The sequence below is a fragment of the Rhodobacter sp. NTK016B genome, from assembly GCF_017303295.1.
In the GTDB taxonomy this organism is placed as follows: Bacteria; Pseudomonadota; Alphaproteobacteria; order Rhodobacterales; family Rhodobacteraceae; genus Pararhodobacter.
Window position 1 is genome coordinate 123,637 of record NZ_JAFKOK010000005.1, and the last position, 25,847, is coordinate 149,483.

23 protein-coding genes and 1 tRNA gene are annotated in these 25,847 nt (G+C 63.9%); 14 read left to right on the forward strand and 10 right to left on the reverse strand.

The genetic code is table 11. The features are described 5' to 3' along the window. Window positions 1-59: 59 nt before the first annotated feature. From JI664_RS08235 to JI664_RS08250, 4 genes are all read left to right on the forward strand, one after another. Window positions 60-914: a methylated-DNA--[protein]-cysteine S-methyltransferase gene (locus JI664_RS08235; RefSeq protein ID WP_207013378.1), complete on the forward strand. Its 855-nt coding sequence runs from the start codon at window positions 60-62 to the stop codon at window positions 912-914. 151 nt (window positions 915-1,065) lie between these two features. After that, window positions 1,066-1,692 (forward strand): OmpA family protein, encoded by a 627-nt coding sequence (locus tag JI664_RS08240; RefSeq protein ID WP_207013234.1) that lies wholly within the window; start codon window positions 1,066-1,068, stop codon window positions 1,690-1,692. Window positions 1,693-1,834: 142 nt separating this feature from the next. Continuing rightward, window positions 1,835-2,605, forward strand: a complete 771-nt coding sequence (locus JI664_RS08245; RefSeq protein ID WP_207013235.1) for a FadR/GntR family transcriptional regulator — start codon at window positions 1,835-1,837, stop codon at window positions 2,603-2,605. Window positions 2,606-2,613: 8 nt separating this feature from the next. Next, entirely contained in the window at window positions 2,614-2,778 is a 165-nt protein-coding gene (locus tag JI664_RS08250; protein WP_207013236.1) for a hypothetical protein, read from the forward strand. Between the two features lie 132 nt (window positions 2,779-2,910). Here the strand turns inward: JI664_RS08250 and JI664_RS08255 are convergent, their stop codons facing one another. From JI664_RS08255 to JI664_RS08265, 3 genes are all read right to left on the reverse strand, one after another. Beyond that, window positions 2,911-4,020 (reverse strand): site-specific DNA-methyltransferase, encoded by a 1,110-nt coding sequence (locus JI664_RS08255; RefSeq protein WP_207013237.1) that lies wholly within the window; start codon window positions 4,018-4,020, stop codon window positions 2,911-2,913. Between the two features lie 116 nt (window positions 4,021-4,136). Next, entirely contained in the window at window positions 4,137-4,769 is a 633-nt protein-coding gene (locus JI664_RS08260; protein ID WP_286173963.1) for a ribonuclease HII, read from the reverse strand. Between the two features lie 178 nt (window positions 4,770-4,947). Further along, window positions 4,948-5,655 carry a hypothetical protein gene (locus JI664_RS08265; RefSeq protein ID WP_207013239.1) on the reverse strand — a complete coding sequence of 236 codons (708 nt, stop codon included), beginning with the start codon at window positions 5,653-5,655 and terminating at the stop codon, window positions 4,948-4,950. Between the two features lie 264 nt (window positions 5,656-5,919). Here JI664_RS08265 and JI664_RS08270 point away from each other — a divergent pair, with 264 nt between their 5' ends. Both JI664_RS08270 and JI664_RS08275 read left to right on the forward strand, forming a co-directional pair. Beyond that, window positions 5,920-6,210: a hypothetical protein gene (locus tag JI664_RS08270; RefSeq protein WP_207013240.1), complete on the forward strand. Its 291-nt coding sequence runs from the start codon at window positions 5,920-5,922 to the stop codon at window positions 6,208-6,210. Next, window positions 6,188-6,892, forward strand: a complete 705-nt coding sequence (locus tag JI664_RS08275; RefSeq protein ID WP_207013241.1) for a hypothetical protein — start codon at window positions 6,188-6,190, stop codon at window positions 6,890-6,892. Before JI664_RS08270 ends, JI664_RS08275 begins: the two co-directional genes overlap by 23 nt. 70 nt (window positions 6,893-6,962) lie before the next feature. Here the strand turns inward: JI664_RS08275 and JI664_RS08280 are convergent, their stop codons facing one another. Both JI664_RS08280 and JI664_RS08285 read right to left on the reverse strand, forming a co-directional pair. Further along, window positions 6,963-8,231, reverse strand: a complete 1,269-nt coding sequence (locus JI664_RS08280; RefSeq protein WP_207013242.1) for a phosphopantothenoylcysteine decarboxylase — start codon at window positions 8,229-8,231, stop codon at window positions 6,963-6,965. After that, window positions 8,228-9,289: a transglutaminase-like domain-containing protein gene (locus JI664_RS08285; RefSeq protein WP_207013243.1), complete on the reverse strand. Its 1,062-nt coding sequence runs from the start codon at window positions 9,287-9,289 to the stop codon at window positions 8,228-8,230. The genes JI664_RS08280 and JI664_RS08285 overlap by 4 nt, the downstream gene beginning before the upstream one ends. 358 nt (window positions 9,290-9,647) lie before the next feature. Between JI664_RS08285 and JI664_RS08290 the strand changes: the two genes are divergently transcribed. The 6 genes from JI664_RS08290 to JI664_RS08315 are packed head-to-tail and all read left to right on the forward strand — an operon-like array spanning window position 9,648 to window position 16,262. Next, complete coding sequence (locus JI664_RS08290; protein ID WP_207013244.1) at window positions 9,648-10,523, forward strand: branched-chain amino acid ABC transporter permease; 876 nt, start codon at window positions 9,648-9,650, stop codon at window positions 10,521-10,523. Window positions 10,524-10,527: 4 nt separating this feature from the next. Further along, window positions 10,528-11,607, forward strand: coding sequence for a branched-chain amino acid ABC transporter permease (locus JI664_RS08295; protein ID WP_207013245.1), 1,080 nt, complete (start codon window positions 10,528-10,530; stop codon window positions 11,605-11,607). Then, the gene (locus JI664_RS08300) at window positions 11,604-12,404 is read left to right on the forward strand and encodes an ABC transporter ATP-binding protein (RefSeq protein WP_207013246.1); all 801 of its coding nucleotides are present in this window, start codon (window positions 11,604-11,606) and stop codon (window positions 12,402-12,404) included. Before JI664_RS08295 ends, JI664_RS08300 begins: the two co-directional genes overlap by 4 nt. Then, entirely contained in the window at window positions 12,401-13,171 is a 771-nt protein-coding gene (locus JI664_RS08305) for an ABC transporter ATP-binding protein (protein ID WP_207013247.1), read from the forward strand. Before JI664_RS08300 ends, JI664_RS08305 begins: the two co-directional genes overlap by 4 nt. Beyond that, complete coding sequence (locus JI664_RS08310) at window positions 13,168-15,030, forward strand: AMP-dependent synthetase/ligase (protein WP_207013248.1); 1,863 nt, start codon at window positions 13,168-13,170, stop codon at window positions 15,028-15,030. The genes JI664_RS08305 and JI664_RS08310 overlap by 4 nt, the downstream gene beginning before the upstream one ends. 44 nt (window positions 15,031-15,074) lie before the next feature. Next, a complete protein-coding gene (locus JI664_RS08315) occupies window positions 15,075-16,262 on the forward strand; it encodes an ABC transporter substrate-binding protein (protein WP_207013249.1) in 1,188 nt (395 codons plus the stop codon). Between the two features lie 103 nt (window positions 16,263-16,365). Here JI664_RS08315 and gltB read toward each other — a convergent pair whose 3' ends face one another. From gltB to JI664_RS08335, 4 genes are read right to left on the reverse strand one after another with little or no spacing between them, the layout of a single operon-like run. Next, window positions 16,366-20,904, reverse strand: coding sequence for a glutamate synthase large subunit (gltB, locus tag JI664_RS08320; RefSeq protein WP_207013250.1), 4,539 nt, complete (start codon window positions 20,902-20,904; stop codon window positions 16,366-16,368). Between the two features lie 14 nt (window positions 20,905-20,918). Then, window positions 20,919-21,365: a GFA family protein gene (locus JI664_RS08325; protein WP_286173964.1), complete on the reverse strand. Its 447-nt coding sequence runs from the start codon at window positions 21,363-21,365 to the stop codon at window positions 20,919-20,921. Next, window positions 21,362-22,066, reverse strand: a complete 705-nt coding sequence (locus JI664_RS08330) for a hypothetical protein (protein WP_207013251.1) — start codon at window positions 22,064-22,066, stop codon at window positions 21,362-21,364. Before JI664_RS08330 ends, JI664_RS08325 begins: the two co-directional genes overlap by 4 nt. Beyond that, on the reverse strand, window positions 22,066-23,502 hold the full coding sequence (locus JI664_RS08335) for an NAD(P)-dependent oxidoreductase (RefSeq protein ID WP_207013252.1): 1,437 nt from the start codon (window positions 23,500-23,502) through the stop codon (window positions 22,066-22,068). The genes JI664_RS08330 and JI664_RS08335 overlap by 1 nt, the downstream gene beginning before the upstream one ends. Before the next feature lie 214 nt (window positions 23,503-23,716). Between JI664_RS08335 and JI664_RS08340 the strand changes: the two genes are divergently transcribed. After that, window positions 23,717-24,520: an undecaprenyl-diphosphate phosphatase gene (locus tag JI664_RS08340; protein WP_207013253.1), complete on the forward strand. Its 804-nt coding sequence runs from the start codon at window positions 23,717-23,719 to the stop codon at window positions 24,518-24,520. On the opposite strand, the gene JI664_RS08345 is transcribed toward JI664_RS08340, so the two are convergent. Continuing rightward, a complete protein-coding gene (locus JI664_RS08345; RefSeq protein ID WP_207013254.1) occupies window positions 24,511-25,497 on the reverse strand; it encodes a complex I NDUFA9 subunit family protein in 987 nt (328 codons plus the stop codon). The genes JI664_RS08340 and JI664_RS08345 overlap by 10 nt on opposite strands. 204 nt (window positions 25,498-25,701) lie before the next feature. Between JI664_RS08345 and JI664_RS08350 the strand changes: the two genes are divergently transcribed. Further along, window positions 25,702-25,788 (forward strand) — tRNA-Leu (locus JI664_RS08350). The last annotated feature ends 59 nt before the right edge of the window (window positions 25,789-25,847 follow it).

Sequence of the window (25,847 nt, forward strand, 5' to 3'; positions counted from 1 at the left end):
CGCCGGTGGCTAGGATGCCCCCTAAGGTGAGTATTTCCGGCAGAATGAAGGGGCGCGGGATGGACGGGGTGATGGACGAAGGCAGCTATCATTACGGCGTCATGGCGCGCGCGATTGCCGAGATCGATGCGGCGGGCGGCGAGCGCGTGGCGCTGGAGGAATTGTCCGGGCGGCTGGGCATGAGTGCCGCGCATTTCCAGCGGCTTTTCACGCAATGGGTGGGCGTGTCGCCCAAGCGCTATCAGCAATATCTGGCGCTGGGCCATGCACGCAGCCTGCTGGCCGAGCGCTTCACCGTGCTGGACGCGGCGCATGAGGCCGGGTTGTCCGGTCCCGGGCGGCTGCACGATCTGTTCCTGCGCTGGGAAGCGATGACGCCGGGCGATTACGCGCGGGGCGGCGCGGGCCTGCGAATCTATTGGGGCTGGTTCGACAGCCCGTTCGGCGCGGCGCTTGTGATGGGGACGGACAAGGGGCTGTGCGGCATGGGCTTTGCCGCCGAGATGGGGGCCGAGGCCGCCTTTGCCGATCTGGTGCGCCGCTGGCCCAAGGCCGATTACGTCGAGGACCCGATGCGGCTGAAGCCTTGGGTGGATACGGCCTTCGGCCATGAGGGCGGGCTGCGCGAGACGCCGCTCTATCTGATCGGCGCGCCGTTCCAGATCAAGGTCTGGGAGGCGCTGCTGACCATCCCGTCGGGGCATGTGACCACCTATTCCGAGATCGCCCGCGCGATCGGCAGCCCCAAGGCAAACCGGGCGGTGGGCGCGGCGGTGGGGCGCAACCCGATCAGCTGGCTCATCCCGTGCCACCGCGCGATTGCCAAATCCGGCGCGCTGACGGGCTATCACTGGGGGCTGCCGGTGAAGCGGGCGATGCTGGCCTGGGAGGCCGCGCGCGAGGACGCGGCGTGACGGGTCGCAGCACGGGCTGCAACACGGGCAGCAATCCGCCGATCAATCGATCGTGACGCGCGGTCCGCAACATGGCCACTGTGCGCGCCGCACGGCATTGGCTAATCTGCGCTCCGACAGTTTTGTCCCCAAGGACTTAAAGGAGATTTCCATGACCGCAACGAAGGCGATGGCGGCGATGACCGCTCTGGCTCTGATGGCTGCCTGCACCACCTCGACCGGCGATCCCTATCGCACCGGCACCGGCGCGCTGACCGGCGCGGCCGTGGGTGGCCTGCTGGGTTCGATGGTCGGGGATCGTGGCGACGCGGCGATCGGTGCCGGGATCGGCGCCATCGCGGGCGGCATGATCGGCGCGCATATGGACCGGCAGGCGGCAGAGCTGCAGGCTTCGCTGGGCTCGAACGCGCAGGTCGTGAATACCGGTCAGGAAATCGTCGTGACGATGTCGCAGGATATCCTGTTCGCCACCGACAGCTCGGCCGTCCGTCCGGATCTGCAGGCGAACCTGCGGGCCGTGGCGCAAAACATCAACAGCTACCCGCTGAGCGTGCTGTTCGTCACGGGCCACACCGATTCGACCGGCTCGGACGCGTATAACCAGACGCTGTCGCTGCGCCGCGCCGATGCGGTGGCCGGTGTGCTGATCTCGTCCGGGGTGCCTGCGCAGCGCGTTCAGACCCGTGGCATGGGCGAAAGCCAGCCGGTGGCCTCGAACGAGACCGCGGCAGGCCGCGCGCAGAACCGCCGCGTGGTGCTGACGATCCGTCCGAACTGATCTGCCCGCGCAGAACCTGCGCTATCTTGTTTCGGGGGCCGGACCGCGTTGTCCGGCCCTCAATTATTCTGTCCGGTTTTCTGCGCAGCCAGTTGCCCGGCGGCGGGGGCGGTCATATCTTTTGACCAATCAGGGGGGAAAGATGCCGTTTCAGCCGGTCCAACAAGAAAAACTCTCGCACGGGGTCGTTCGCCAGATCGAGCTTCTGATCCTGCGCGGCTTGCTGCGTCCGGGCGAGCGTCTGCCGTCCGAGCGCGAACTGGCCGAGCGGATGGGCGTGAGCCGCCCGTCGCTGCGCGAAGCGATTGCCGATCTGCAAGAGCGCGGGCTGCTGGTCAGCCGCGCGGGGTCGGGCGTGTTCGTCGCGGATATGCTGGGCTCGGCCTTTTCGGACGCGCTGATCAAGCTGTTCGCGTCGCATGAAGAGGCGGTGGTCGATTACGTCAGCTTCCGGCGGGACCTCGAAGGCATGTGCGCCGACCGCGCAGCGCGGTTCGGCTCGGACACCGACCTGAAGGTCATTGACACCGTGTTCCGAAAGATGGAAGCCGCGCATCTGAAGCGTAACCCGTCCGACGAGGCCGAGCTCGACGCGGAATTCCACCTCGCCATCATCGAGGCAAGCCACAACATCATCATGCTGCACACGATGCGGGTGATGTTCGACTTGCTGAAGGCCGGCGTTTTCTACAACCGCCAGCAGATGTTCCGCCAGCGTTCGACGCGGGATCTTCTGCTCGAGCAGCACAGGGCGATCAATGCGGCGATTCAGGCGCGCGATCCTCAGGCCGCCCGGCTTGCCGCCGAGGCGCATATGAACAAGGTCGAGCAGACGCTCGGCGAATTGCGGCGCGCAGATCGCAACGAAGATGTCGCGCGGCTGCGGTACCAACACGAACTGGCGCGGGAGTAAGCGACCAAATGCCCGATTACAGCAAATCCGGGGGCCGTGGCGCCTCGGGGAAACATCCGCGCAACAAGACGGTGAACGAGCATCCGAAAGGGAAGCTGGGCGGCGATGCCGACAAGACGGCGCTGATCGAACGGATGAAGAAGGCGGCTGAGAAAAACCAGCAGGCCGATTGAAACGGACACGCCGGAATCGCTTGACCGACCCGGCGTTGCGCTATCTGATGAAAAAAAGCCCCCGCCACGAAGGACGGGGGAAAGTGGCGTCCATGCTCACAAGCACGGACGCTGGCGGTAAACTGTATTGCGTCAGCCGTTTCGGGCCATTTCGGACCGGATCTGCTGGCGCAGTATATCGATGGGGATCAGCTGCCCGTCGCGCTTGAACTGCCAATAGGTCCAGCCGTTGCACGAAGGCGCGCCTTCCAGCGCGGCGCCGACCTGATGGATCGAGCCGCGATGCGCTTCCGAGACCAGCGAGCCGTCGGCGCGCACCTTCGCGGGCTTGCCGCGCGGTGACAGAAGAACCTCGCCCGGACGAAGCATCCCGCGTTCCACGAGCTGTCCGAAGGGCACGCGCGGTTCGGCGCGTTTCGAGGTCGAGATCTCGAGCGCCGAGGCGTCGAGCTTGCGCACCTTGTCGAGCCGCTTGAGCGCCGCCTTGCGGTAGCCTTCCTCGCGCTCGATGCCGATGAAGTGGCGGCCCAGCATCTTTGCCACGGCGCCGGTGGTGCCGGTGCCGAAGAAGGGGTCAAGGACCACGTCGCCGGGATTGGTGGTGCCGATCAGCACACGGTGCAGCAGGCTTTCGGGCTTCTGCGTCGGGTGGACCTTGTCGCCGTGCTGATCCTTCAGGCGCTCATGGCCCGTACAGATCGGCAACACCCAATCCGAGCGCATCTGCACACCTTCGTTGAGCGCTTTGAGCGCCTCATAGTTGAAGGTGTATTTCGACGCTTCGGCCTTGGACGCCCAGATCATCGTCTCGTGCGCGTTGGTCAGCCGTTTGCCCTTGAAGTTGGGCATCGGGTTGGACTTGCGCCAGACGACATCGTTGAGCACCCAGAAACCGGCGTCCTGCAACGCGGTTCCGACGCGGAAGATGTTATGGTAACTGCCGATAACCCAGATCGCCCCGTCCGGCTTCAGAAGCCGGCGCGCCGCGTTCAGCCATTGGCGGGTAAACTTGTCGTAAGCCGCGAAGCTTGCGAACTGGTCCCAATGGTCGGTCACCGCATCCACAGCCGAATTGTCCGGCCGGTGGAGAGCCCCCTTGAGCTGGAGGTTATAGGGAGGGTCCGCAAAGATCAGATCAACGCTGCCTTCCGGCAGGCTGTTCATAATTTCAATGCAATCGCCCGCAAGTATCTGGTCGAGCGGGAGCTTCTCAGCCACCGTCGCCCGGGTCTTTATTGCCATCACTGCCTCATTCCGGGCGCCGGTTTTTTGTTTGGTGGCGCTCCGATGGACTTAAGATGATTCAAGTTGGAGTCCGCGTCAATTCCCTTTCTGAATCAGTCCCTTATTTTGCGTTCTTAACACAACATCTTGCGCACGGGGGCGAAGGAGCGCCTATGATGGGGGGTAATCCCCCTCTCTTGCAGAGCCTTCAGGTGCGCGGGCGAGGGGTAGCCCGCGTTCTTTTCCCAGCCATATCCGGGGTTTGCGAGCGAAAGTTCACGCATTATTTCGTCACGCTCTACCTTGGCCAGGATCGAGGCTGCGGCAATCGACAGGCTGCGGCTGTCGCCCTTGACGATGCATTGCGCGGGGATGGTCAGGTCGCGCGGCAGGCGGTTGCCGTCGATCAGCGCATGGGTCGCGGCGGGGGCCAGCGCGGCCAGCGCGCGCACCATCGCCAGATGGCTGGCCTGCAGGATATTGAGGGTGTCAATTTCGTCGACACTGGCATGGGCGACGGCCCAGGCGACGGCGCTGTCGCGGATCTCTTGCGCGAGCCGCAGGCGGGCGGGTTCACGCAGGCGCTTTGAATCGTCGATCCCATCGGGAATGCGCGCGGGGTCAAGGATCACCGCCGCCGCCGTCACCGGCCCTGCAAGCGGGCCGCGCCCGACCTCGTCGACGCCGGCCACCAAGGGCACGCCAAGCGCGGTTTCAAGCGACAGGTCGGGAAGCGGGCGGTCGGGTTTGGGATGGATCTTGGGCATGGGCCGAGAAACCACGCCACAGGGGTTCAGGCAAGCCACAGGACCGTGCGATAGGCAAAAGGGGCGGGCCCGAAGGCCCGCCCCCTGTCCGGGTTTCCCCGGCTCACGCATCCCGATCGCCTTGCCGTTCAAAAGGGCTTGCTATCAAAAGGCTTGGCGCGGCGACCGGGACGGTGACTCAGTAGCCCGACTGCCGCAGGCAGGTGGCGTTATAGATTCGGTCGCCATTGGTCGCGGTGACGCGGCAACGGCCCGGCAGGTTGTGATAGCCCGCATTGCGCAGGCAATGCGCCCAATAGCCCTGCACGCTGCGTCCGTTCTGGCGATAGGACATCAGGCAGCGGTTGGGCATGTCACCCCGCACCCGGGGCTGGCCATAGTGTTGCGGAGGCGAGACGCGCGGCGGCTGGGCCTGAATCGGGGGCGAATAGGGCTGATGGCGCGGCGGCGAGTAATAGCCGCCCTGACCGCGATAGCCGGCCTCGTACAGGCATTCGGCGATATAGCCGCGCCGCGTGTGACCGCCCCGCAGCCGGAACTCATAGCTGCAGCGGCTGGGAAGGCCCTGATACCCCGCGCGGCGCAGGCAGCGGGCGTTGTAGGATTGCACGTTGCGATGGTTGACGCGAATGGTTTCCAGACAGGAATTCGGCAGCGCCCAGCGGCCGTAATATTGCGGCGTGTGGTTGTCGTCGATCGCGTTGACGATGGCGCCGATGACGATGGCCCCGGCCAGAAAGCGCAGGATGTCTTCGGCATCGGCTTTGGCCGGGCGCGCGGTGGCGCCGAGACCGGCAAGAATAACGGCGAGGGCGGCCACCAGCATCGTCACCCGATGCGGCAAGGCGCGCATCCCGACGGCGGGAGTGCGGGAGAGGGATGTCATGACAAGACCTTTCAGAATGTCGGTTACGCGGAATGTCGGTGGCACTGGGCGCCGCGGCATCGGGTCTGAGACCCCTGATGCACGCGGCGCGCGTGTTGACCGTCATGTCTTCAGCCTGCGCAAGCCGTGCCTGAGAGGCAATATCGGGGGGTGGTTATCGGATAACCTCGGCGAAAAAGCGCCCCGCAGGGGGTCGATATTGCATAGCGGGGCCGGGTTGCGCATGGTCGGCAGGTATCCGCCCTACGAAAGCCCGAGATCGCCATGACCTTCCGTTCCATGATTCTCACCGCCGCCACGCTCACGGCGCTTGCAGCGCCCGCGCATGCCGCCTGCTATGCCGAGTACCGGGCGCAGCGGCAGAATCCCGTCCAGCTTGCCTTTGGCGTGGCCGAGATCCGCGGCGGGGCCTGCAATGCGCAAGCCGCCGCCAATTATCTGCGCAACGCGCTGGGCCGCTCTGGCTGGACCTTGTCGAATATTGTGTCCACAGTTAACTCGAACGCCGCACCGGGAAATTCGGGTTATACGAATGGCCATTATCTCCGCTTCTGAAACCAGCCTGACGCGCGCGGGTTCGCGCGCGATCGTTCTGGGGATCGCTGCCATCGTGCTGATTCTGGCGCTGGCAGCGGTTCTTTTGTTCATCAATCTGCCCGACACGAACGAATTCAACGCGCGTGTCCTGCAGATCTTCAACGACAATGCCGATCTGACCGGCAATGCCGAGCTGCGGCTGCTTGAGATCCTTGCGCAATCGGGGACGACCTTTACCGAGGTGCTGGTCAGTTACCGGGGGGTGATCTTCGTGTTGATCGTGTTCGCCAGCCTGCTGCTCATCACCTCTCTGGTGCTGGTGCTGGTGCTGATCGGGCTCAACCGCAAACTGGCGCAGGTGCAGAAGACCGGGATTCAGGTCTCGACGCTGGTTATCAGCAGGGGCGAGCGCAAGGTCTATATCAACGATCTGGAATTCAACCTGACCGAGGCCGCGGTCGAAGCGCTGGCGGTGCTGGCCGAGGCGCGGATGGACGATGAGATGATGTCGGGCGCGCAGCTGGAATCGGTGATCTCGGGGCGCAGAGAGTCCGATTGCGAGGAAGCGGCGGGCGCCACGCGCATCAAGCGTCTGCGGGATTCGCTGGGCAACCAGATGGTGAGCGAGCTTCTGGTGCGCAACATTCCCCGGCAGGGCTATATGCTGGCCGTTGGAAAAGACGTGATCCGCATGATCTGAGCGTAGCAGACGCGCGATGCGAAAAGGGCGGCCGGGGTTCCGGCCGCCCTTTCGTTTTGTGGGGGAGTGTTTACTCGGCGGCGTTCAGCATCGCCGGGCTGTCGATCAGCCCTTCCAGATAATCCGAGATCGCGCGGGCGATGGCGCGCTTGTCATCGACCGGCGTCACGCCGTCCGATGTCACCATCAGCGCGCGCTGATCGGTGCCGCGCGTATCCTCGCCCCGCGTAGCGACGACCAGACCCGCGCGGTCCAGCCGTTTCGACGCGACGCGGACCAGCTCTTCTTCGGTCACGCCTTCGAGATACTTGAACGCGACCGTATGCATTCGCGTATCCGCGTTCATCGCAAGGTCGATCACCTTCTCGGTCGGTTCCAGATCCAGCGTCAGGCTGGACTGGCCCGAGGCGATCTTGCCGGTGACCGCCTGACGCGGACGGTAATCCGCCACCCCGGCCGAGAACACGCCCGCCCAGAGCCCCGATTTCACCCGCGCGACGACGGTATCGCGATACTCGTCAAAGGTGCGGGTCACGGTGATCGGCATCGGGGTCTTGGGCCGCCACGCGCCGTCGCCGAGGATCAGCTCGGTTTCGGCGCCGCGCCAGACCAGCTCTTCGGCCAATTGCGCGCCCAGACGGCCCCGAAAGCGGTTGACGATCCGGCGGACGCCGTCGATCGGAACCGGGGTCGGACCGGCGGTAACCATGATCCGGCGCCCCTGCAGCGGCGACTCGCTCAGCGCACGCCCCACGGCGATGCACAGGAACTCGGTCGAGGGCAGGTTGTGCTTGCCATAGGCGTCACGCGGCGCGATCAGCTGAACGCCCTGAGCCGCCAGCCTGCGCGCGTTGTCGACAAGCTGAGCGTTGTGCATGGTGCCATGCATCGTCGGCGCGACCAGCACCTTGGTGCGGCCCTGTTCCATCCGGCCCAGAGCCGAGATCAGCGTCGAGGTGACGACGGTGTCGCCGATCCCGTGCGCCATCTTGGCGATGGTCGAATGAGTTGCCGGGGCAACAAGGTAGGCATCAAAAGGCTGCTCGTCGCTGAGATGCTCGGCGCGCCAGGTCAGGCCGGTCACGACCGGACCCAGCGTGGCCCATTCCAGCGCCTCGCGCGCGACGTAGTTCAGCGCGTCCTCGCTGGCGAAAGCGGTGACGCTGGCCCCGTGCCGGCGCAGACCGCGCGCCAGTTCGGGGGTCTTCATCGCCGCGATGCCGCCGGTCACGAGCAGCGCGATGCGCTTGCCCGCCAGCCGGTCCGAGGCCCGTGGCACGTCGTGGTCGCCCATGGACGAGGGCGTCGGGGCGCCAAAGTCCCAGTCGTAGATGCTCATGCGCTGGCCTCGCTCCCGGTGACGGACTCGGCGGCCGAGCCCAGCCAGCGCAGATGCACGCCGCGTGCCCGGTCGACATGCGTGTTGAGCGCTTCGAAATGCCGGGTCTCGAACCGGCTTTTCTTGCCCATCTCACCGGCGATCGAGTCGACGACGGAGATGTCGAACAGATCCTTGTGCTGGATTTCCAGACAGGGAATGTAAGGCGCGCCCTCGGTCAGGACCGGCTCTTCGCGATGGGCCATCCACGGGAACATTTCCAGGAAGATGCGGTAGCTGGCGTAGTCATAAGACGAATCCACGCCGTGCCAGACACCATTCAGCTTCACCGCGGCGAAGTAGTGGCGAACGGTCGGGCGCTGCAGCGCCAGCCAGCTCGATGGCATCAGCTTGCCCAGAACCGAGGTCGGCATCGGCACTTCGACGAAGCCCGCTTCCAGACCGGCGGCGCGCATCAGGGCAACCTGAAGGTTGGTTTTGGTCGTGCACATGCCAACGCCACGCTTCAGCGTGTCCGAGGCGCGTTCCTGCCACGCGCCGAAGCGATAGGGGAAACCGTGCACGAATTTCAGGATCGCCTCGGCGGTGCTGACGGGCGACGCGCGGCGCAGGCGCGCGGCCTGACGGCGGATTTCCGGGTGGTCGACGTCGCAAAGCGAATCGGCCTCGGGCAGTTCAGGGGCCGGAGTCGCGGCGGCTTCGGCCAGCGAGGCGGCCATCAGAGCCTTGGTCAGACCACGACGCAGATCCATCGGCAGGGTCGTGGTATCCACCACCCAAACCCGCGCAGGACGGTCCAGCGCCTGCAGCGCGCAATCCGCCTCACCGAAATGGTTGCCGGGTCCGAACCAATCCGTGGTGCCCGCAAGGCGGCCATCCAGCACCACATGAAGTGGCGAGTTCGTGTCCGTGGGCAAGATGTCGCCCGCTTCAAGATAATCGATCGTCCCGAAGCTGAACAGTTCCGCCTCTCGCCCGGGCAGGAACAGCCCGAGGGTAGAGTCTGAAAACATATTCAGCAATTCGGAGTTGTATTTGTCGAAAGCAGCTACCTGCATGTGAACCCCCAATAGTCTCGACGTTTTTTGCTATTCGCCCCGCCCCCATCCAAAACTGGCAACCTGAATGGGTGCGATCACAACGCTAGGTTAACGCCTGAATGCACGCACAAGAAGAAGAATGTTGCATTTATGGAAACAAACTTCTGAAATGACTCACAGAATGCAACATGCTGCGGCGCAGAAAGCTGCCTGATCATCGCGCCGACAGCGAGGTCATCTGAAATTTTCGTCAGAGAATGGCTTTCTGTAGTTGAAATGCCCCGCTCTTCTGTCAATCCTGACAGGACGCGCCGAAGGAGGCCGGCACCGGCGATCAACGTCGGGTCGGAAAGGCGCGGGTCTGGGAGGACCGTCCATGGATGTGTTGCAACTGCTGTTGAGCGGGCTCGCCAACGGCTGTGTCTACGGCCTCGTGGCCTTGGGATTCGTGCTGATCTACAAGGCAACCGAAGCCGTCAATTTCGCGCAGGGCGATTTCATGATGCTCGGCGCGTTCGTCATGGTGGGGCTGGTGAACCCCCATTTCATGGGATTGAATTTCTGGCTGGCGGTACCGATCGCGCTGCTGATCATGGGGGCGCTGGGCTATCTGCTGGATCTTGCCGTGCTGCGGTTCATGTTCGGACAGAGCCAGACGGCGGTGGTGATCCTGACGATCTCGCTGGGTTTCGTGATCCGCTTCATTGCTGGCGTGATCTGGGGCCATGAGCCGCAAAGCCTGCATTCCCCGCTGGCACTGGGCGACGTTCGGTTCGGCGGCGTAGTCTTGTCGCTGGCCGATATCGCGGTGATCGTCGTCACGCTGCTGATGACCCTGGCGCTGTGGCAGTTCTTTCAGCGCACCAAGCTGGGTCTGGCGATGCAGGCCGCGTCGCAAAACCAGATGGCCGCCTATTACATGGGTATCCCCGTGAAGCGGGTTCAGGGCGCCGTCTGGGCGCTGGCCGGGATCGTCGCCTGCGTGGCGGGGATTCTCTACGCTTCGAAAGGGGCGATCGACATTTCGTCCGGGTTCATCGGTATCAAGGCCTTCGCTGCAGCGGTGATCGGCGGCTTCGGAAGCCTGCCGGGCGCGTTGATGGGCGGTATCATCGTCGGCGTGATCGAACCCTTTGCCGCGCGCTATCTGCCCACCGGCTATTCGCAGATCGCCCCCTACGCGATTCTCATCTTCGTGCTGGTGTTCCGGCCGCACGGGCTGTTCGCGCAAGTCCGCGTCAAGAAGGTCTGAGTCCATGCGTTTTCATTTCAAGACATCGTACGATCAGGACATCCGGCTGTTCCCCGACTGGTGGAACTTCTCGCTCTACCTTGCGCTGTTGCTTCTGATGCTGGTGCTGCCGTGGCTGATCGACGGCTTTTATCTGGGCGAAGTCACCAACGTACTGATCTGGGCGGTCGCCGGTCTGGGGCTGATGCTGCTGACCGGGCAGACCGGGCAGGTGAGCCTCGGACATTCGGCCTTCATGGCGCTGGGCTGTTATTCCTGCGTGAACTTCATGGAGCTGGGGCTGCCCTTTCTTGCGGCCTTCCTGCTGGCGGGCGTGGTGACCGGGATCATCGGCGCGATCATCGCGATTCCGGCACTCAAGCTGCACGGCGTGTATCTGGCGATCTTCACGCTGGCGCTGGCAATTCTGGCCGACGACCTGATCGTCATCCTCGAGCCCTGGACGGGCGGCGTGAACGGCTATTTCGCCCCGGTGATCGAGATCTTCGGCATCGAGATCAACCGCTGGGCCGCGCCCGAGACGTGGTATTACCTCGCGCTGGGCACATCGGTCTTCGTCGCGCTGCTGTATCGCAACCTGCTGCGCTCGCCCCTTGGCCGCGCTTTCGCCGCCGTTCGGGATTCCGAGATTTCCGCGCAGGCGATGGGCGTGGACGTGGCGCGCACCAAGACGATGGCTTTCGGGCTGTCCTGTGCCTTTGCGGGCCTTGGCGGGGCGCTGATGGGCCTGTTCGCGGGGGCCTTCAACAACGAGACCTTCAACTTCCTCATCGCGATCCAGCTTCTGATGATGATCATCATCGGCGGTCTGGGCTTTATCCACGGCGCGTTTCTGGGCGCCATCGTCATCGCCTTCCTGCCGCAATTCCTGTCGATCCTGACCGACAATCTGGGCTCGGCCTCGATCCCCGGTCTGGAAACCGGCGTGTTCGGCATGATCCTGATCGCCTTCATCTTGTTCGAGCCGATGGGCCTGTACGGACGCTGGCTGAAGATGCGCACATGGCTTGAGCTGTTCCCCTTCGCCCGCCGCGACATGTTCCGTCGCCAGAAAACCTATCTGAAGACGGAGCGCCTGAGATGAGCCTGCTTGAACTCGACGGCGTCACGCTGAAATTCGGCGGCGTCACGGCGGTGAACAACCTGTCGATGTCGGTCAACGAAGGCGAGGTCTTCGCGCTGGTCGGCCCGAACGGAGCGGGGAAATCCACCGTTTTCAACATGATCTCGCGGTTCTACCGGCCGGTTCGCGGCTCGATCCGGTTCGATGGCGGTGATCTGCTGACACACCGCGCGCATGAGATCGCCAATCTGGGCATCGCGCGCACCTTCCAGAATATCGAGCTGTTCGAGCGTGCCACGGTGCTGGAGAACCTGCTGGTCGGACGGCATCGGCACCGGCGCTCGACCCTGCCCGAGCAATTGTTCTTCACCGGCCGCGTGCGCGCGGAAGAGCGCGCGCACAGGCTTGCGGTCGAGGAGGTGATCGATTTCCTCGATCTTCAGGTCTACCGCGACAAGATGATCGCCGGGCTGCCTTACGGCGTGCGCAAGGTGGTGGAACTGGCGCGCGCGCTGGCGACGAAACCGCGCCTGTTGCTGCTGGACGAACCGGCCTCGGGGCTCAGCGTCGAGGAAACGCAGGACATGCGCTGGTGGATCGACGACATCCGGCGGCAGATGGGCATCACGGTGCTGATGGTCGAGCATGACATGGGCCTTGTGTCCAAGGTCTGCGATCGGGTGCTGGCGCTGGCCGATGGCGCGAAACTGGCCGAGGGCACGCCCGCCGAGGTTCAGTCGCATCCGGCGGTGATCGAGGCCTATCTGGGCACCTCGGCGGTGTCGAAGACCGCGAATGCACAGGGAGAGCGGATATGAGCGCACTTCTTGAGGTCAACAATCTGGAAACCTTCTATGGCCCGATCATGGCCATTCGCGGCGTCAGCCTCGAGGTTCGCAAGGGGCAGGTCGTCACCGTGCTGGGCGCGAACGGCGCAGGGAAGACGACGCTTCTAAAGACCATTTCGGGGATCATGGACCCGGAAAAGGGCCAGATCCTGTTCGAAGGCGAACAGATACAGGGCCGCGAGCCGCATCAGGTGGTGCGGCGCGGTATCGTGCAGGTTCCCGAAGGGCGCGAAGTCTTTCCGCTGCTCACGGTCGAGGAAAATCTCAGCCTCGGGGCCTATACCCGGTCGGACCGCGCCGAGATCGCGCGCGACCGGGATCTGGTCTTCAGCTATTTCCCGATCCTTGCCGAGCGGCGCGAGCAGGAAGCGGGCACGCTGTCGGGCGGTCAGCAACAGATGCTGGCGATCGGGCGTGGGCTGATGCTGCGGCCCAAGATCATGCTGCTGGACGAGCCGTCGCTGGGCCTGTCGCCGCTTCTGACGCAGGAAATTTTCGACATCCTGCGGCGTCTGAACAAGGATGAAGGCGTCACCATGATGCTGGTCGAACAGAATGCCGCCGTGGCGCTGGATCTGGCCGATCAGGGCTACGTGATGGAACTGGGCCGCATCGTCATGGCCGACACCGCCGAAAAGCTGGCCGCATCCGAGGACATTCAGAGCTTCTATCTGGGCCACGCGAACGAGGGCGCGCGGGGCGAGCGGCGTTGGAAGAAAAGGAAGACGTGGCGATGAGCGGAGAGAAGATTCTCAAAGGCGTTCGTGTCAATGCCGAGCCCGGCCAGCGCCCGATCCGCATCGACGGCCATGTCACGGTGCCCGCGCTGCTGCGCGCGCGCTGTCAGGAAAACGGCATGGCCACCGCGCATCGCGAAAAGGATCTGGGCATCTGGCAGACCTATAGCTGGAACGACTATCTGACCAGCGCGCGGTTGATCGGCATGGGCCTGCGGGCGCTGGGCCTGCAGCGGGGCGACGCGATTTCCATCCTGTCCGAGGACAACAAGGAATGGATGTATATCGACATGGCCGCGCAATGCATGGGCGCGATCTCGTCGGGGGTCTATACCACCGACAGCGCCCAGCAGCTGGCCTATCTGGTCAATGACAGCGAAACCAAGTTCCTGTTCGTCGAGAATGACGAGCAGCTCGACAAGTTCCTCGAAGTCGCGGGCCAGATGCCGTCGCTCGAAAAGGTCATCATCCTTGACCCCGAGGGGCTGCACGACTTCGCGCATGAGAAATGCCTGTTCCTCGACGATCTTTACGATCTGGGCCGCCGTCACGACGACGAGGCCATCTTCAACGCCGAGATCGACAAGGCGAAACCCGATGATGTCTGCGTGCTGATCTATACCTCGGGCACAACCGGCCAGCCCAAGGGCGTTCAGCTGACGCAGGAAAACATCATGGCGGGGATGGAATGCTCGCTCTCGGGGCTGGGCTTCGAGAAACGCGCCGAGCAGCTGTGTTTCCTGCCGCTGTGCCATATCCTTGAGCGGATCGTGTCGCTGTATACGCCGCTGATCGTGTCCTCGACGGTGAATTTCGCCGAAAGCCCGGAAACCGTGTTCGACAATCTGCGCGAGATTTCGCCGCATGGTTTCGTCGCCGTGCCGCGCGTGTGGGAAAAGATCTATTCGCGCGTTCTGGTCATGGCGCAGGAATCCACCGCTTTGGGCCGCTGGGCCTTCGGGCAAGCGATCAAGGCCGGGCGCGCGCGGGCCGATTACCTTCTCGATGATAAGCCGGTGCCGTCGGGTGTCGCGCTGCGCTACAGGGTCTGGGATTTCCTGGTGCTGGCCAATCTGCGGCGGATGTTGGGCATGGACCGGATCCAGCGCGGCCTGACCGGCGCCGCGCCGATCTCGCCCGACTTGCTGCGCTGGTATCACGCGATCGGCGTGCCGCTTTACGAAGGCTTCGGCATGTCCGAGACGGCGGGCGTCGCCACCATCAACCTGCCCGAGGCGAATGCCACAGGCTCGGTCGGGCGCCCCAATCCCGGCGTTCAGGTGCGCCTCTCGGCTGAAGGCGAGATACAGCTCAAGGGGCTCAATATCTTCAAGGGCTATCTCAACAAGCCCGACAAGACCGCCGAGGCCTTTACCGAGGACGGCTGGCTGAGAACCGGCGATGTCGGGCGTATCGACAATCAGGGCTTCCTGACCATCACGGGCCGCATCAAGGACATCATCATCACCGCCGGCGGCAAGAATATCACGCCCGCCGAGATCGAGAGCCGGCTGAAATTCAGCCATTACATCAGCGATGCGGTGATCATCGGCGACCGGCGCAAATATCTGACCTGCCTGATCATGATCGATCAGGAGAATGTCGAGAAATACGCGCAGGACCACAAGGTTCCGTTCAGCGACTTCCGCTCGCTGTGCCGGGCCGAGCCGGTGCTCGATCTGATCCGCGCCGAGGTGGACGCGGTCAACAAGGAGTTCGCGCGCGTCGAGCAGATCAAGGATTTCCGCCTGATCGACGTGCTTCTGACGGCCGAGGATGAGGAGCTTACGGCCACGATGAAGCTGAAACGCGCAACCGTCGAAACGCGCCACAAGGCGCTGATCGACGCGATGTATTGAAACATCAAGACAGGGCCCTCGTGGCCCGAGAAGGGGAGGAAGACATGAAGACCAAGTTTATGATCGCCGCCGCCATCATGGCCGTGGCCGGCACAGCGGGCGCGCAGACGCGCGGCGTCACCGACAGCGAGATCCTGATCGGCGGCGCGCATGACCTGTCGGGCGTGTTCGCGGCGGTGTCGACCCCGGCGGTGAACGGCGCCAACCTGTTCTTCGAGCAGGTCAATGCGAATGGCGGCGTGCATGGCCGTCAGATCCGCTACATCACCGAGGATCACGGGTATCAGCTGCCGCGCGCGACGCAGGCCTATAACAAGCTGATCGAGCGCGACGGCGTCTTTGCGATGCTGCTCAATCTGGGCACGCCGCATAACCTTGCGCATTACCCGCTGATGGAGCGCCGCGGCGTTCCCAATATCAGCCCGCTGACCGCCGCGCGGGCGATCCTGCCCGAGCCGCCGGGCATGAACTTCGTCGCGTTCTCGAGCTATTACGATCAGGTGCAGGCGGGGATCGAGTATCTGAATGCCGAGACCGGCGCGACCAATGTCTGCGCGATGTACCTGCCCACCGATTTCGGCGAAGAGATCGCGACGTCGTCGCGCGAAGCGGCCGAACGTCTGGGGCTGAACTTCGTCGATGAGACCACGCACCGCCCCGACGAGCAGGACTTCGTCGGCGCTGTCAGCCGTCTGCGCGATGCGGGCTGCCAGATCATCACGCAGGCTCTGGGCGTGCGGGCCGGGATCACGGTCGTCGGCACCGCCAAGCGGCTGGGTTGGGAAGACGCGATGTTCCTGACCACCTCGGCCGGGTTCCTCGAGCCGGTGGCGATGGTGCCGGGCGGCGTGACGGACGGGCTTTATGCCTCGTCGGGCTGGCAGGATCTCTATGCCCGCGCGAACGAGGAGGCGCCCGCCGCCTTCATCGAAGCCTATCAGGCGCGCTACGACCAGCCCGCTTCGGGCTTCGCGATGCTGGGCTACACGGCGGCGCAGAACCTCGTGATGGCGCTGGAAGAGGCCGGGCCTGACCTGACCACCGAGAACTTCGTGGCGGCGATGGAATCGCTCGATTTCGATGACGCGCTTCTGGGCACGCATGTCAGTTACGGCGCCGATCATCAGGGGTCGAACGACATCTTCATCAGTCAGGTCGGCGACGGCGCATGGCACACCATCGCCCGGATCGACGGCGATACGATGGAAATGGTCGATATGACCGGCGAGTGATCGCGACGCAGGCAATGCGCCATGCGAAAGGGGCCGCGAAAGCGGCCCCTTTTTCTTGTGTGGTGGTGGTCGTGGTGGTGGCGGGCCGAAGCCCGCCGCGCGATCACTCAGCCGGCATTGCCGCCGGTTCGACCGACAGCGGATGCGGCAGGTTCACCAGCATCTCTTTCGGGCAGATCTGGACGAAGTTCGACTTCTCCACATCCCAGCGGCGCAGGATCTCGGTGCCGCGCACGCTTTCCGTCTCGGCCACGTGCTGCTCGATCAGGCCTTTCAGCTCGGCTTCCCAATGGTCCACGGTCACCGGGCAGGTCACCAGCGTTTCCATGTTCAGCATGTCCGCCGCCAGCCCTTCGGGGTCGTAGACATAGGCCATGCCGCCGGTCATGCCCGCGCCGAAATTCGCGCCGATAGACCCGAGGATCACGGCCACGCCGCCGGTCATGTATTCGCACCCGTTCGAGCCGCAGCCCTCGATCACCACCTTGGCGCCCGAGTTCCGCACCGCGAAGCGCTCGCCCGCACGGCCCGCCGCGAACAGCGTGCCCGCCGTGGCCCCGTAGAGCACGGTGTTGCCGATGATCGTGTTCTCGGCCGCGTCCAGCGGCGAGGACATGCGCGGACGCACCACGATCAGCCCGCCCGACAGACCCTTGCCGACATAATCGTTGGCATCGCCGAAGACCTCGATCTTCATGCCGCGGACCGAGAAGGCGCCCAGCGACTGCCCGGCGGAGCCAGCCAGTTTCACCGTCAGGTGGTCGGCCTGAAGCGTGTTGTTCATGCCGAACTTCTTGACGATATGGCTGGCCGCGCGCGTGCCCACCGTCCGGTGCGTGTTGCGCACCGCGTAGCTGAGCTGCATCTTCTCGCCTTCCTCGAAGAAGCGGGCGGCATCGCGGATGATCTCGCTGTCCAGCGTCTCGGGGACCGAGTTGCGCGGCTTGTCGCGGTCGTAGCGGATCTTGCGCGCCCCATCGACGGTGATCAGCATCGGGTTCAGGTCGAGGTCATCGAGATGCGCGGCACCCCGGCTGACCTGCGTGAGCAGATCGGCGCGGCCGATGATCTCGTCGATCGACCGGGCCCCGAGGCTGGCGAGGATCTCGCGCACTTCCTGCGCGTAGAAGGTGATAAGGTTGACCACCTTGTCCGCGTTGCCGGTGAATTTCTGGCGCAGCTCTTCTTTCTGCGTGCAGACGCCGACCGGGCAGGTGTTCGACTGGCACTGGCGCACCATGATACAGCCCATCGCGATCAGCGCGGCGGTGCCGATGCCGTATTCCTCGGCGCCCAGCATCGCGGCCATGACAATGTCGCGGCCCGTGCGCAGACCGCCATCGGTGCGCAGCGTCACCCGGTCGCGCAGGTTGTTCATCGCCAGAACCTGATGCGCCTCGGTCAGGCCCATCTCCCACGGCAGACCCGCATACTTGATTGAGGTCGCGGGCGAGGCCCCGGTGCCGCCGTTATGGCCCGAGATAAGGATGATGTCGGCCTTGGCCTTGGCCACGCCAGCGGCGATCGTGCCGACGCCCGAGGACGCTACCAGCTTCACCGTGACCTTGGCGCGCGGGTTGATCTGCTTGAGATCGTAGATCAGCTGCGCAAGGTCTTCGATCGAATAGATGTCGTGGTGCGGCGGCGGCGAGATCAGCGTGACGCCCTTGGTCGAGTGACGCAGCTTGGCGATCAGGTCGGTGACCTTCATGCCGGGCAGCTGACCACCCTCGCCGGGCTTGGCGCCTTGGGCGACCTTGATCTCAAGTTCCTCGCAATGCAGCAGGTATTCGGCGGTGACGCCGAACCGGCCCGAAGCCACCTGCTTGATCTTGGCCGAGGCGTTGTCGCCATTGGGTTCGGGCGTGAAATCGTCGGGGCTTTCGCCGCCTTCCCCCGAATCCGACTTGGCGCCGATTCGGTTCATCGCGATGGACAGCGTGCGGTGCGCCTCGGGCGAGAGCGCGCCCAGCGACATGCCCGGCGTGACGAAGCGCTTGCGGATCGAGGTGATCGATTCGACCTCTTCGATCGGGATCGCGCGGCCCAGCGGTTTGAAGTCCAGAAGGTCGCGCAGATGGATCGGCGGGTTTGCCTGCAGCGCGGCGGTATACTTGCGCCACATGTCGTAGCTCGCGCGGTCGCAGGCCGATTGCAGCAGGTGCATCGTCTGCGCTTCCCATGCGTGCTTTTCGCCCGAGCGCCGCGCCTTGTAGAAACCGCCCACCGGCAGCGGGCCCACGGGCATCTTCCAGCCCTTGGAATGGACCTCGACCAGCTTCATCTGGATACCGTGCAGACCGATCCCCGAGATCCGGCTGTGCATGCCGGGGAAGTAATCGGCGACCAGCGCGCGCGACAGGCCGACGGCTTCGAAGTTCAGACCGCCGCGATAGGACGAGATGATCGAAATCCCCATCTTCGCCATGATCTTCAGCAGACCCGCATCGACCGCGTCACGGTAACGGCGCATGGCTTCGACCAACGACCCGTCGAGCAGGCCGCGGTCGATCCGGTCGGCGATGGTGTCTTCTGCCAGATAGGCGTTCACGGTCGTCGCGCCGCAGCCGATCAACACCGCGAAGTAATGCGGATCGACGCATTCGGCCGAGCGCACGTTGATCGAGGTGAAGGTCCGCAGGCCCTTGCGGGTCAGCCACGAATGAACCGCACTGGTGGCAAGGATCATCGGCATCGGCACCCGGTTGGGGCCCTGCTTTTCATCCGTCAGCACGATATGGGCGTTCCCCGAACGCACGGCGTCCTCGGCCTCGGTGCGGATCCGCTCGAGCCCGTTGCGCAGCGCGTCTTCGTCGCCATCGTCGTCGAAGGTGCAGTCGATCACCGCCACGCCGCCGCCGAATTGCTCGACCATGACGCGGAATTCCTCGTTCGCGATGAACGGCGATTCCAGCATCAGGATTTCGGTCTGGGCGCTGGATTCGTCCAGCACGTTCTTGAGGTTGCCGAACCGCGTCTTCAGCGACATCACCCGGCTTTCGCGCAGGCTGTCGATCGGCGGGTTGGTCACCTGGCTGAAATTCTGACGGAAGAAGTGGCTGAGCGGACGGTAGATCTTCGACAGCACCGCCGAGGGCGTATCATCCCCCATCGAGGCCACGGCTTCCTTGCCGTCCTCGGCCATCGGCGAGAGGATCTGCTCGACCTCTTCCATCGAATAGCCTGCGGCGATCTGGCGGCGGCGCAGATCCTCGCCTGAGAACATCGGCGCTTCGGGCACGTCGCGCAGCAGCTCGTTCAGGTCGACGATCTTGTCGATCCATTCCCCGAAGGGCTGGCTCGACGCCAGACGATCCTTCAGCGCAACGTCGCGGTACAGATGGCCGTCTTTCATGTCGACGGCGATCATCTGCCCCGGACCCAGCGCGCCTTTTTCGCGCACCGTCATCTCGTCGGTCGGAACCATGCCGGTTTCCGAACCCGCAATCAGCATCCCGTCGCCGGTCACGACATAGCGCATCGGGCGAAGGCCGTTCCGGTCGAGACCGGCGCAGACCCAGCGACCATCGGTCATCGCCAGAGCGGCGGGGCCGTCCCACGGTTCCATCACCGAGTTGCAGTAGGAATACATGTCCTGCCACGCTTTCGGCAGCTCGACCGTGGTTTTCGACCACGCTTCGGGCACCAGCATGGTTTTCGCCATCGGCGCCGAGCGACCCGAGCGCACCAGCACTTCGAAAACCGCGTCCAGCGCACCCGAATCCGAGGTGCCCGCCGGGATGATCGGCTTGATATCCTCGGCCATGTCGCCGAAGGCCGACGAGGCCATGCGGATCTCGTGCGACTTCATCCAGTTGACGTTGCCCTTGAGCGTGTTGATCTCGCCGTTATGGGCCAGCATGCGGAAGGGCTGCGCCAGCCACCATTGCGGGAAGGTGTTGGTCGAATAGCGCTGGTGATAGATCGCGAAGGACGAGATGAAACGCTCGTCTTTCAGGTCCGGATAGAACTCGGCCACCTGTTCGGCCAGCATCATGCCCTTGTAAATCACCGAGCGGCAGCTCAGCGAGCACAGATACAGGCCTTGGATCTGCGCATCGGCGGCGGCTTTCTCGATCCGGCGGCGGATGACATAGAGCTCGCGCTCGAAGGTTTCTTCGTCGGTGCCCTTGGTGTTGCGGATCAGGATCTGCTCGATCTCGGGGCGCGTCGCGTTGGCTTTCTCGCCCAGCACCGAGGTGTCGACGGGAACGTGGCGCCAGCCGTAGATATAATAGCCCATCCGCAGCACTTCGGTCTCGACGATCGAGCGGCAGCGTTCCTGCGCGCCAAAATCGGTGCGCGGCAGGAAGACCTGACCCACGGCGATCAGCGCATCCAGATCGGGCTCGTGCCCGGTGCGGCGGATCTGGTCATAGAAGAAGGGGACGGGGATCTGCACATGGATGCCCGCGCCGTCGCCGGTCTTGCCGTCGGCATCGACCGCGCCCCGGTGCCAGATCGCTTTCAGCGCGTTGATCCCGTTCACCACCACTTGGCGCGAGGGCTTGCCGTCAATGGACACGACAAGACCCACGCCGCAGGAGGCATGCTCGTCATCGGCCTTGTAGAGGCCGTTCTCATCCATCCACTGGCGCTTTGCCTCTTCGGCGGCGACCCAGCTTTCGTCATAGACGGTCATGGCAAGTCTCCTGTTCAGATTTCGGCGTTGGGGGCGTATTTGGCGAAGACTTCGGCACGCGTCATGGTGTCCCGTCCTTCGCCCGCATAAGAGAAACTGTCGGGCTTCTGGTCGATGTAGATCTCATTGGTCATCGTCAGCCCGCCCGCATCGTCCAGCAGGCCGATGGGAAGCTCCAGAGATGCCGACATCGGCCCTTCGGCCGTCAGGTGGTAGTAAAGCGGGGTTCCGCATTTGTTGCAGAAGGCGCGCTCGGCCCAGTCCGAGGACTGGATCCGCGTGATCGACTCGGTGCCCTGCCACGTGACATTGGCCACGGGCGTGGTGATGCCCAGAAGCGCAGAGCCGGTCCAGCGGCGGCACATTTCGCAATGGCAGGCGCCGAATTCCAGATTGACCAGCTCGGCCGTGAAGCGAACGGCGCTGCACATGCAGCCGCCGGTGCGGGTTGTCGTGCTCATGTCCGTTCCCCCGGTAGAAGCTCACCGCTCATCATCTGGCCACAGCCATGAAGCGGCAGGGTCGAGCCGTAACCCGGCTCGCCTTCGTGGATAAAGCGGCTGGGCGAGCTGTCGGTTGTCACGCTCGCGCCGTCGATCTCGGTCGTGCGCAGGCCGCCGAAGAAGCGGCGGTAGTGGCGCGAGGCATATTCCTCGCCCGACGACTCGCTCAGTTCGGTGCCGTCCATGGCCAGAAGGCGGAAGCTGTACTGCGTGCGCTCAAGCTCTTCGCCGTCGATCATTTCGGTTTCGCCCAGCAGGCGGTCATAGCCTTCGACCCGCACCCGCTGTCCCGATGGAAGACGCTGGACAAAGGACCAGTCGTCGCGCCCGGTCTCAAACAGCGTGGTGATCGAAGACGGGTCCTCGGCGGGTTGTTCGGTGATCGTCCAGCCGCCATCGGGCAGTGATCGATCGCGCAGCCATTGGGCCTCGGCATCGATCTCGTTGATGTAGATCGCGCCTTCGGCATCGAAAGTGATGCGCCAGCGATGACCGGGGGCGTTCTCGCAGATGAAATACTGCGACACCGTGCAGTTGCGCGACTGCTCGGTCATCGTCAGGCTGCACCCTGCGGGCGGCACGAATTCGTCGGCGAGCGCCGGCAGGGCAAAGCCCGTCATCGCGGCCGTCACCGCCAGAAGGCGGAGCCGGGCGTCCATCACTCGGCCGCCACGGCAGCGGGCGCCGCCAGATACTCAAGAATCGACTGCGCCGCTTCGCGCCCGTCGCGGATTGCCCAGACCACCAGCGACGCGCCGCGCACGATGTCGCCCACAGCGTAAACGCCCGGCAGGCTGGTCGCGTGGGTGGTGTGGTCGCAGCGGATCGTGCCCCAGCGGGTCACGGTCAGTTCGGGCACATCCCACAGCGCGGGCAGTTCTTCGGGTTCGAAACCCAGCGCCTTGATCACCAGATCGGCGGGCTCGACGTAATCGGCACCCTCGATCAGTTCGGGCGAACGACGGCCCGACAGATCGGGCGCACCCAGACGCATTTTCTGCACGACGACGCCTTCGACAATCTCGCTGCCTTCAAACCCGGCGGGCGCGGTCAGCCAGACGAAATCGACGCCTTCTTCCTCGGCATTCTGCACTTCGCGCTGCGAGCCTGGCATGTTGTCGCGGTCGCGCCGGTAGAGCAGCTTGACCGACGTCGCGCCCTGACGCACGGCGGTGCGCACGCAATCCATAGCCGTGTCGCCGCCGCCGATCACAACGACGCGCTTGCCATTGGCATCAAGACGGCCCGAGTCGAAATCTTCGACCTCGTCGCCGAAGCTCTTGCGGTTCGAGGCGGTCAGATAGTCCAGCGCCTTGACGATGCCGTTCAGATCCGCGCCCTTGCCGCCAAGGTCGCGCGATTTGTAGACGCCCGTGGCGATCAGCACGGCGTCGTGCTTGCCGCGGATCGCGTCAAAGCTGATGTCCTGACCGACGGTGCAGTTCAGAACGAATTGCACGCCCGCTGCTTCCAGCTGTTCGACGCGGCGCATGACCACGTCCTTTTCCAGCTTGAAGCCGGGGATGCCATAGGTGAGCAGCCCGCCGGCGCGATCATAACGGTCATAGACCGTGACCTGCAGGCCCGCGCGGCGCAGATTGTCGGCGGCGGCAAGACCACCCGGACCCGCGCCGATGATGGCGACCGACTGATCGCGCTCTTCAAGCGGGGCGCCGACCTTGACCCAGCCTTTTTCCCACGCGGTGTCGGTGATGTATTTCTCGACCGCGCCGATGGTGACAGTGCCGTGGCCCGATTGCTCGATCACGCAATTGCCTTCGCACAGACGATCCTGCGGGCAGATGCGGCCGCAGATCTCGGGGAAGGTATTGGTCGATTGCGACATCTCGTAGGCTTCTTGCAGACGGCCCGTCGCCGTCAGCATCAGCCAGTCGGGGATATTGTTGTGCAGCGGGCAATGCGACTGGCAATAGGGAACGCCGCACTGGCTGCAGCGGCTGGCTTGCTCCTGCGCCTTTTCCGCCGCGTATTCGCGGTAGATTTCGGCGAAATCCTCACGACGCTCGCCCGCCGTCCGTTTGGTCGGCATTTCCTTGGACGTGGTCACGAATTTGAGCATAGGCTGTTTTGCCATGGGTACGGCCTCCCGATGTGTCGCGCACAAATACTCTGAACCGCGATGCAATAAAAGTCAGTATGTGTGACCTATATCCACTTTATTTTGGCTCACGCAAGCCTTTCGGGCGTTTTTTTGCGATTAATAGGTCAGCAAGTGATACCTATGTTTTCGGATGAAGCCCCCGGGGTTTGGCAGTAAGGTGCCGGCGCACAGGCCGGAGTCTCGTCGAATGCCGCTCTACCACATCCTGATTCTCGCATTGATTCAGGGCATTACCGAGTTCCTTCCGATCTCGTCCTCGGGCCATCTGATCCTTTTTCCGCAATTGACGGGGATGCAGGACCAAGGCGTCGCGCTGGATGTGGCAGTGCATGTCGGGACGCTGTTTGCCGTCATGCTCTATTTCCGTGACGACGTGATGGCGGTGCTTCGCGGCATTCCGGACATGATCCGTGGGCGATTCGACTCGGACGGGGCGCGCATGGCGGGCCTTCTGGCGGTTGCCACGCTCCCCGTGATCGTGGTCGGCCTGATCCTGAAAGTCACCGGGATGGTCGATGCGATGCGCTCGATCACGGTGATCGGCTGGACCATGCTGGGATTCGGCATCGTCCTTTATGTTGCCGACAAGATGGGCCGTGAAACCCGTCGGGCCGAGGGCTGGAATCTGCGCGACGCGATCATCCTTGGCTTGTGGCAGGCCGTGGCCCTGATCCCGGGCACGTCACGCTCGGGCAGCACGATCACCGGCGCGCGGTTTCTGGGATTCGAGCGTCATGACGCCGCGCGGCTGTCGATGCTGATGTCGATCCCGACGATCATCGCCTCGGGGGCGATCACCGCGCTGGATCTTGTCGAGACGGCGAATGCGCAGGCGGCGATTGACGGCGCCATCGGCGCGGCGATCAGTTTCGTCGCTGCGCTTGTCGCGCTGAAGCTGATGATGAAGTTCCTCGCCGCCGTCAGTTTCACGCCCTACGTGATCTACCGGATCGCGCTGGGCGTGTTCCTGCTGTGGCTCGCTTATTCCTGACGACGCAGGCCCTTGGCCGATTCCTTGATCGCAGCGTATTGCCCGGCGGGCCGGAAGCGCCACAGATAGGTCGGCAGGATCAATTCCATCGGGGTGGGGACGATACGCAGATCGTGCAGCGTCTTCGCCTCGTCCGAAACGACGTTGTCGCTTTGCAGATCGGCAATCTGATCGCGGGTCAGCGGGTTCTTGACGATCCCGATGGTCAGGAACTGCACCACGCCCATCAGCCGCGAAACCAGCCCTGCCATCCAGCGCGGCATGTTCACGATCACGCGGTTGCGGCGGATCTCATCCAGCATCATCGTCATCAGTTCGCGGAAGGTCATCACGTCAGGACCGCCCAGTTCGTACACGCCGGGTGCGGCATCGCCCATCGCGCCCTTGGCGGCGGCTTCGGCGACATCGTCGACATAGACCGGCTGGAACTTCGTGTGACCGGCGGTGATCGGCAGGACCGGCGACGAACGCACCATCCCGGCGAAGCGGTTGAAGAACTCGTCCTCGGGGCCGAAGATCACCGAAGGGCGCAGGATCACGACGTTCGGGAAGGCGTCACGCACGGCGTCTTCGCCCGCCGCCTTGGCGCGTGCGTAACCGCTGTCCGACTGCGCATTGGCGCCGATGGCCGAGATATGCACCATCCGGCCCACGCCCGCCTCGGATGCCAGCCGCGCAACGCGGCCCGCGCCGTCGGCCAGAACCGCCTCGAAGCTGTTCTTGCCGCTTTCGGTCAGGATGCCCGCGCAGTTCACCACCGCGTCGGCGCCTTCCAGCACGGCGCGAATCGAGGCGTCGTCGCGGATGTTGCACAGGACCGGCTCGACCTGACCGACGACACCATAGGTGCGCACGAAGAGATGCTCGCTGGGACGGCGCGTGGCGACGCGAACGCGCCAACCCGCCTGTGCCATGCGGCGGGCAACATAGCGCCCGACAAAGCCCGAACCGCCCAGGATGGTGACAAGTTTCGACATTTCGCCCTCCGTACAGAGATCGCTGCGTCCATAGCGTTGTCTTGCTGAATACCTCTGGCCCCCCGCGTGGACAAGTTAAAACCACGAAACCGGCTAAGGGCTTGCTGCGATGCGGCGAGAGATTTCTTTCCCCACCGCGCGATTTTTTCACGAGCCCCGTTGACAGTGCCCGAGGGCACGGATAATCAGCCGCTCACGCAACCGGCCCAGGTGGCGGAATTGGTAGACGCGCTAGCTTCAGGTGCTAGTTTCCGTAAGGAAGTGGAGGTTCGAGTCCTCTCCTGGGCACCAATTGCAAGAACGAAAACCCCGCAAGGTTCAAAGCCTTGCGGGGTTTTTGCTTTTCAGAC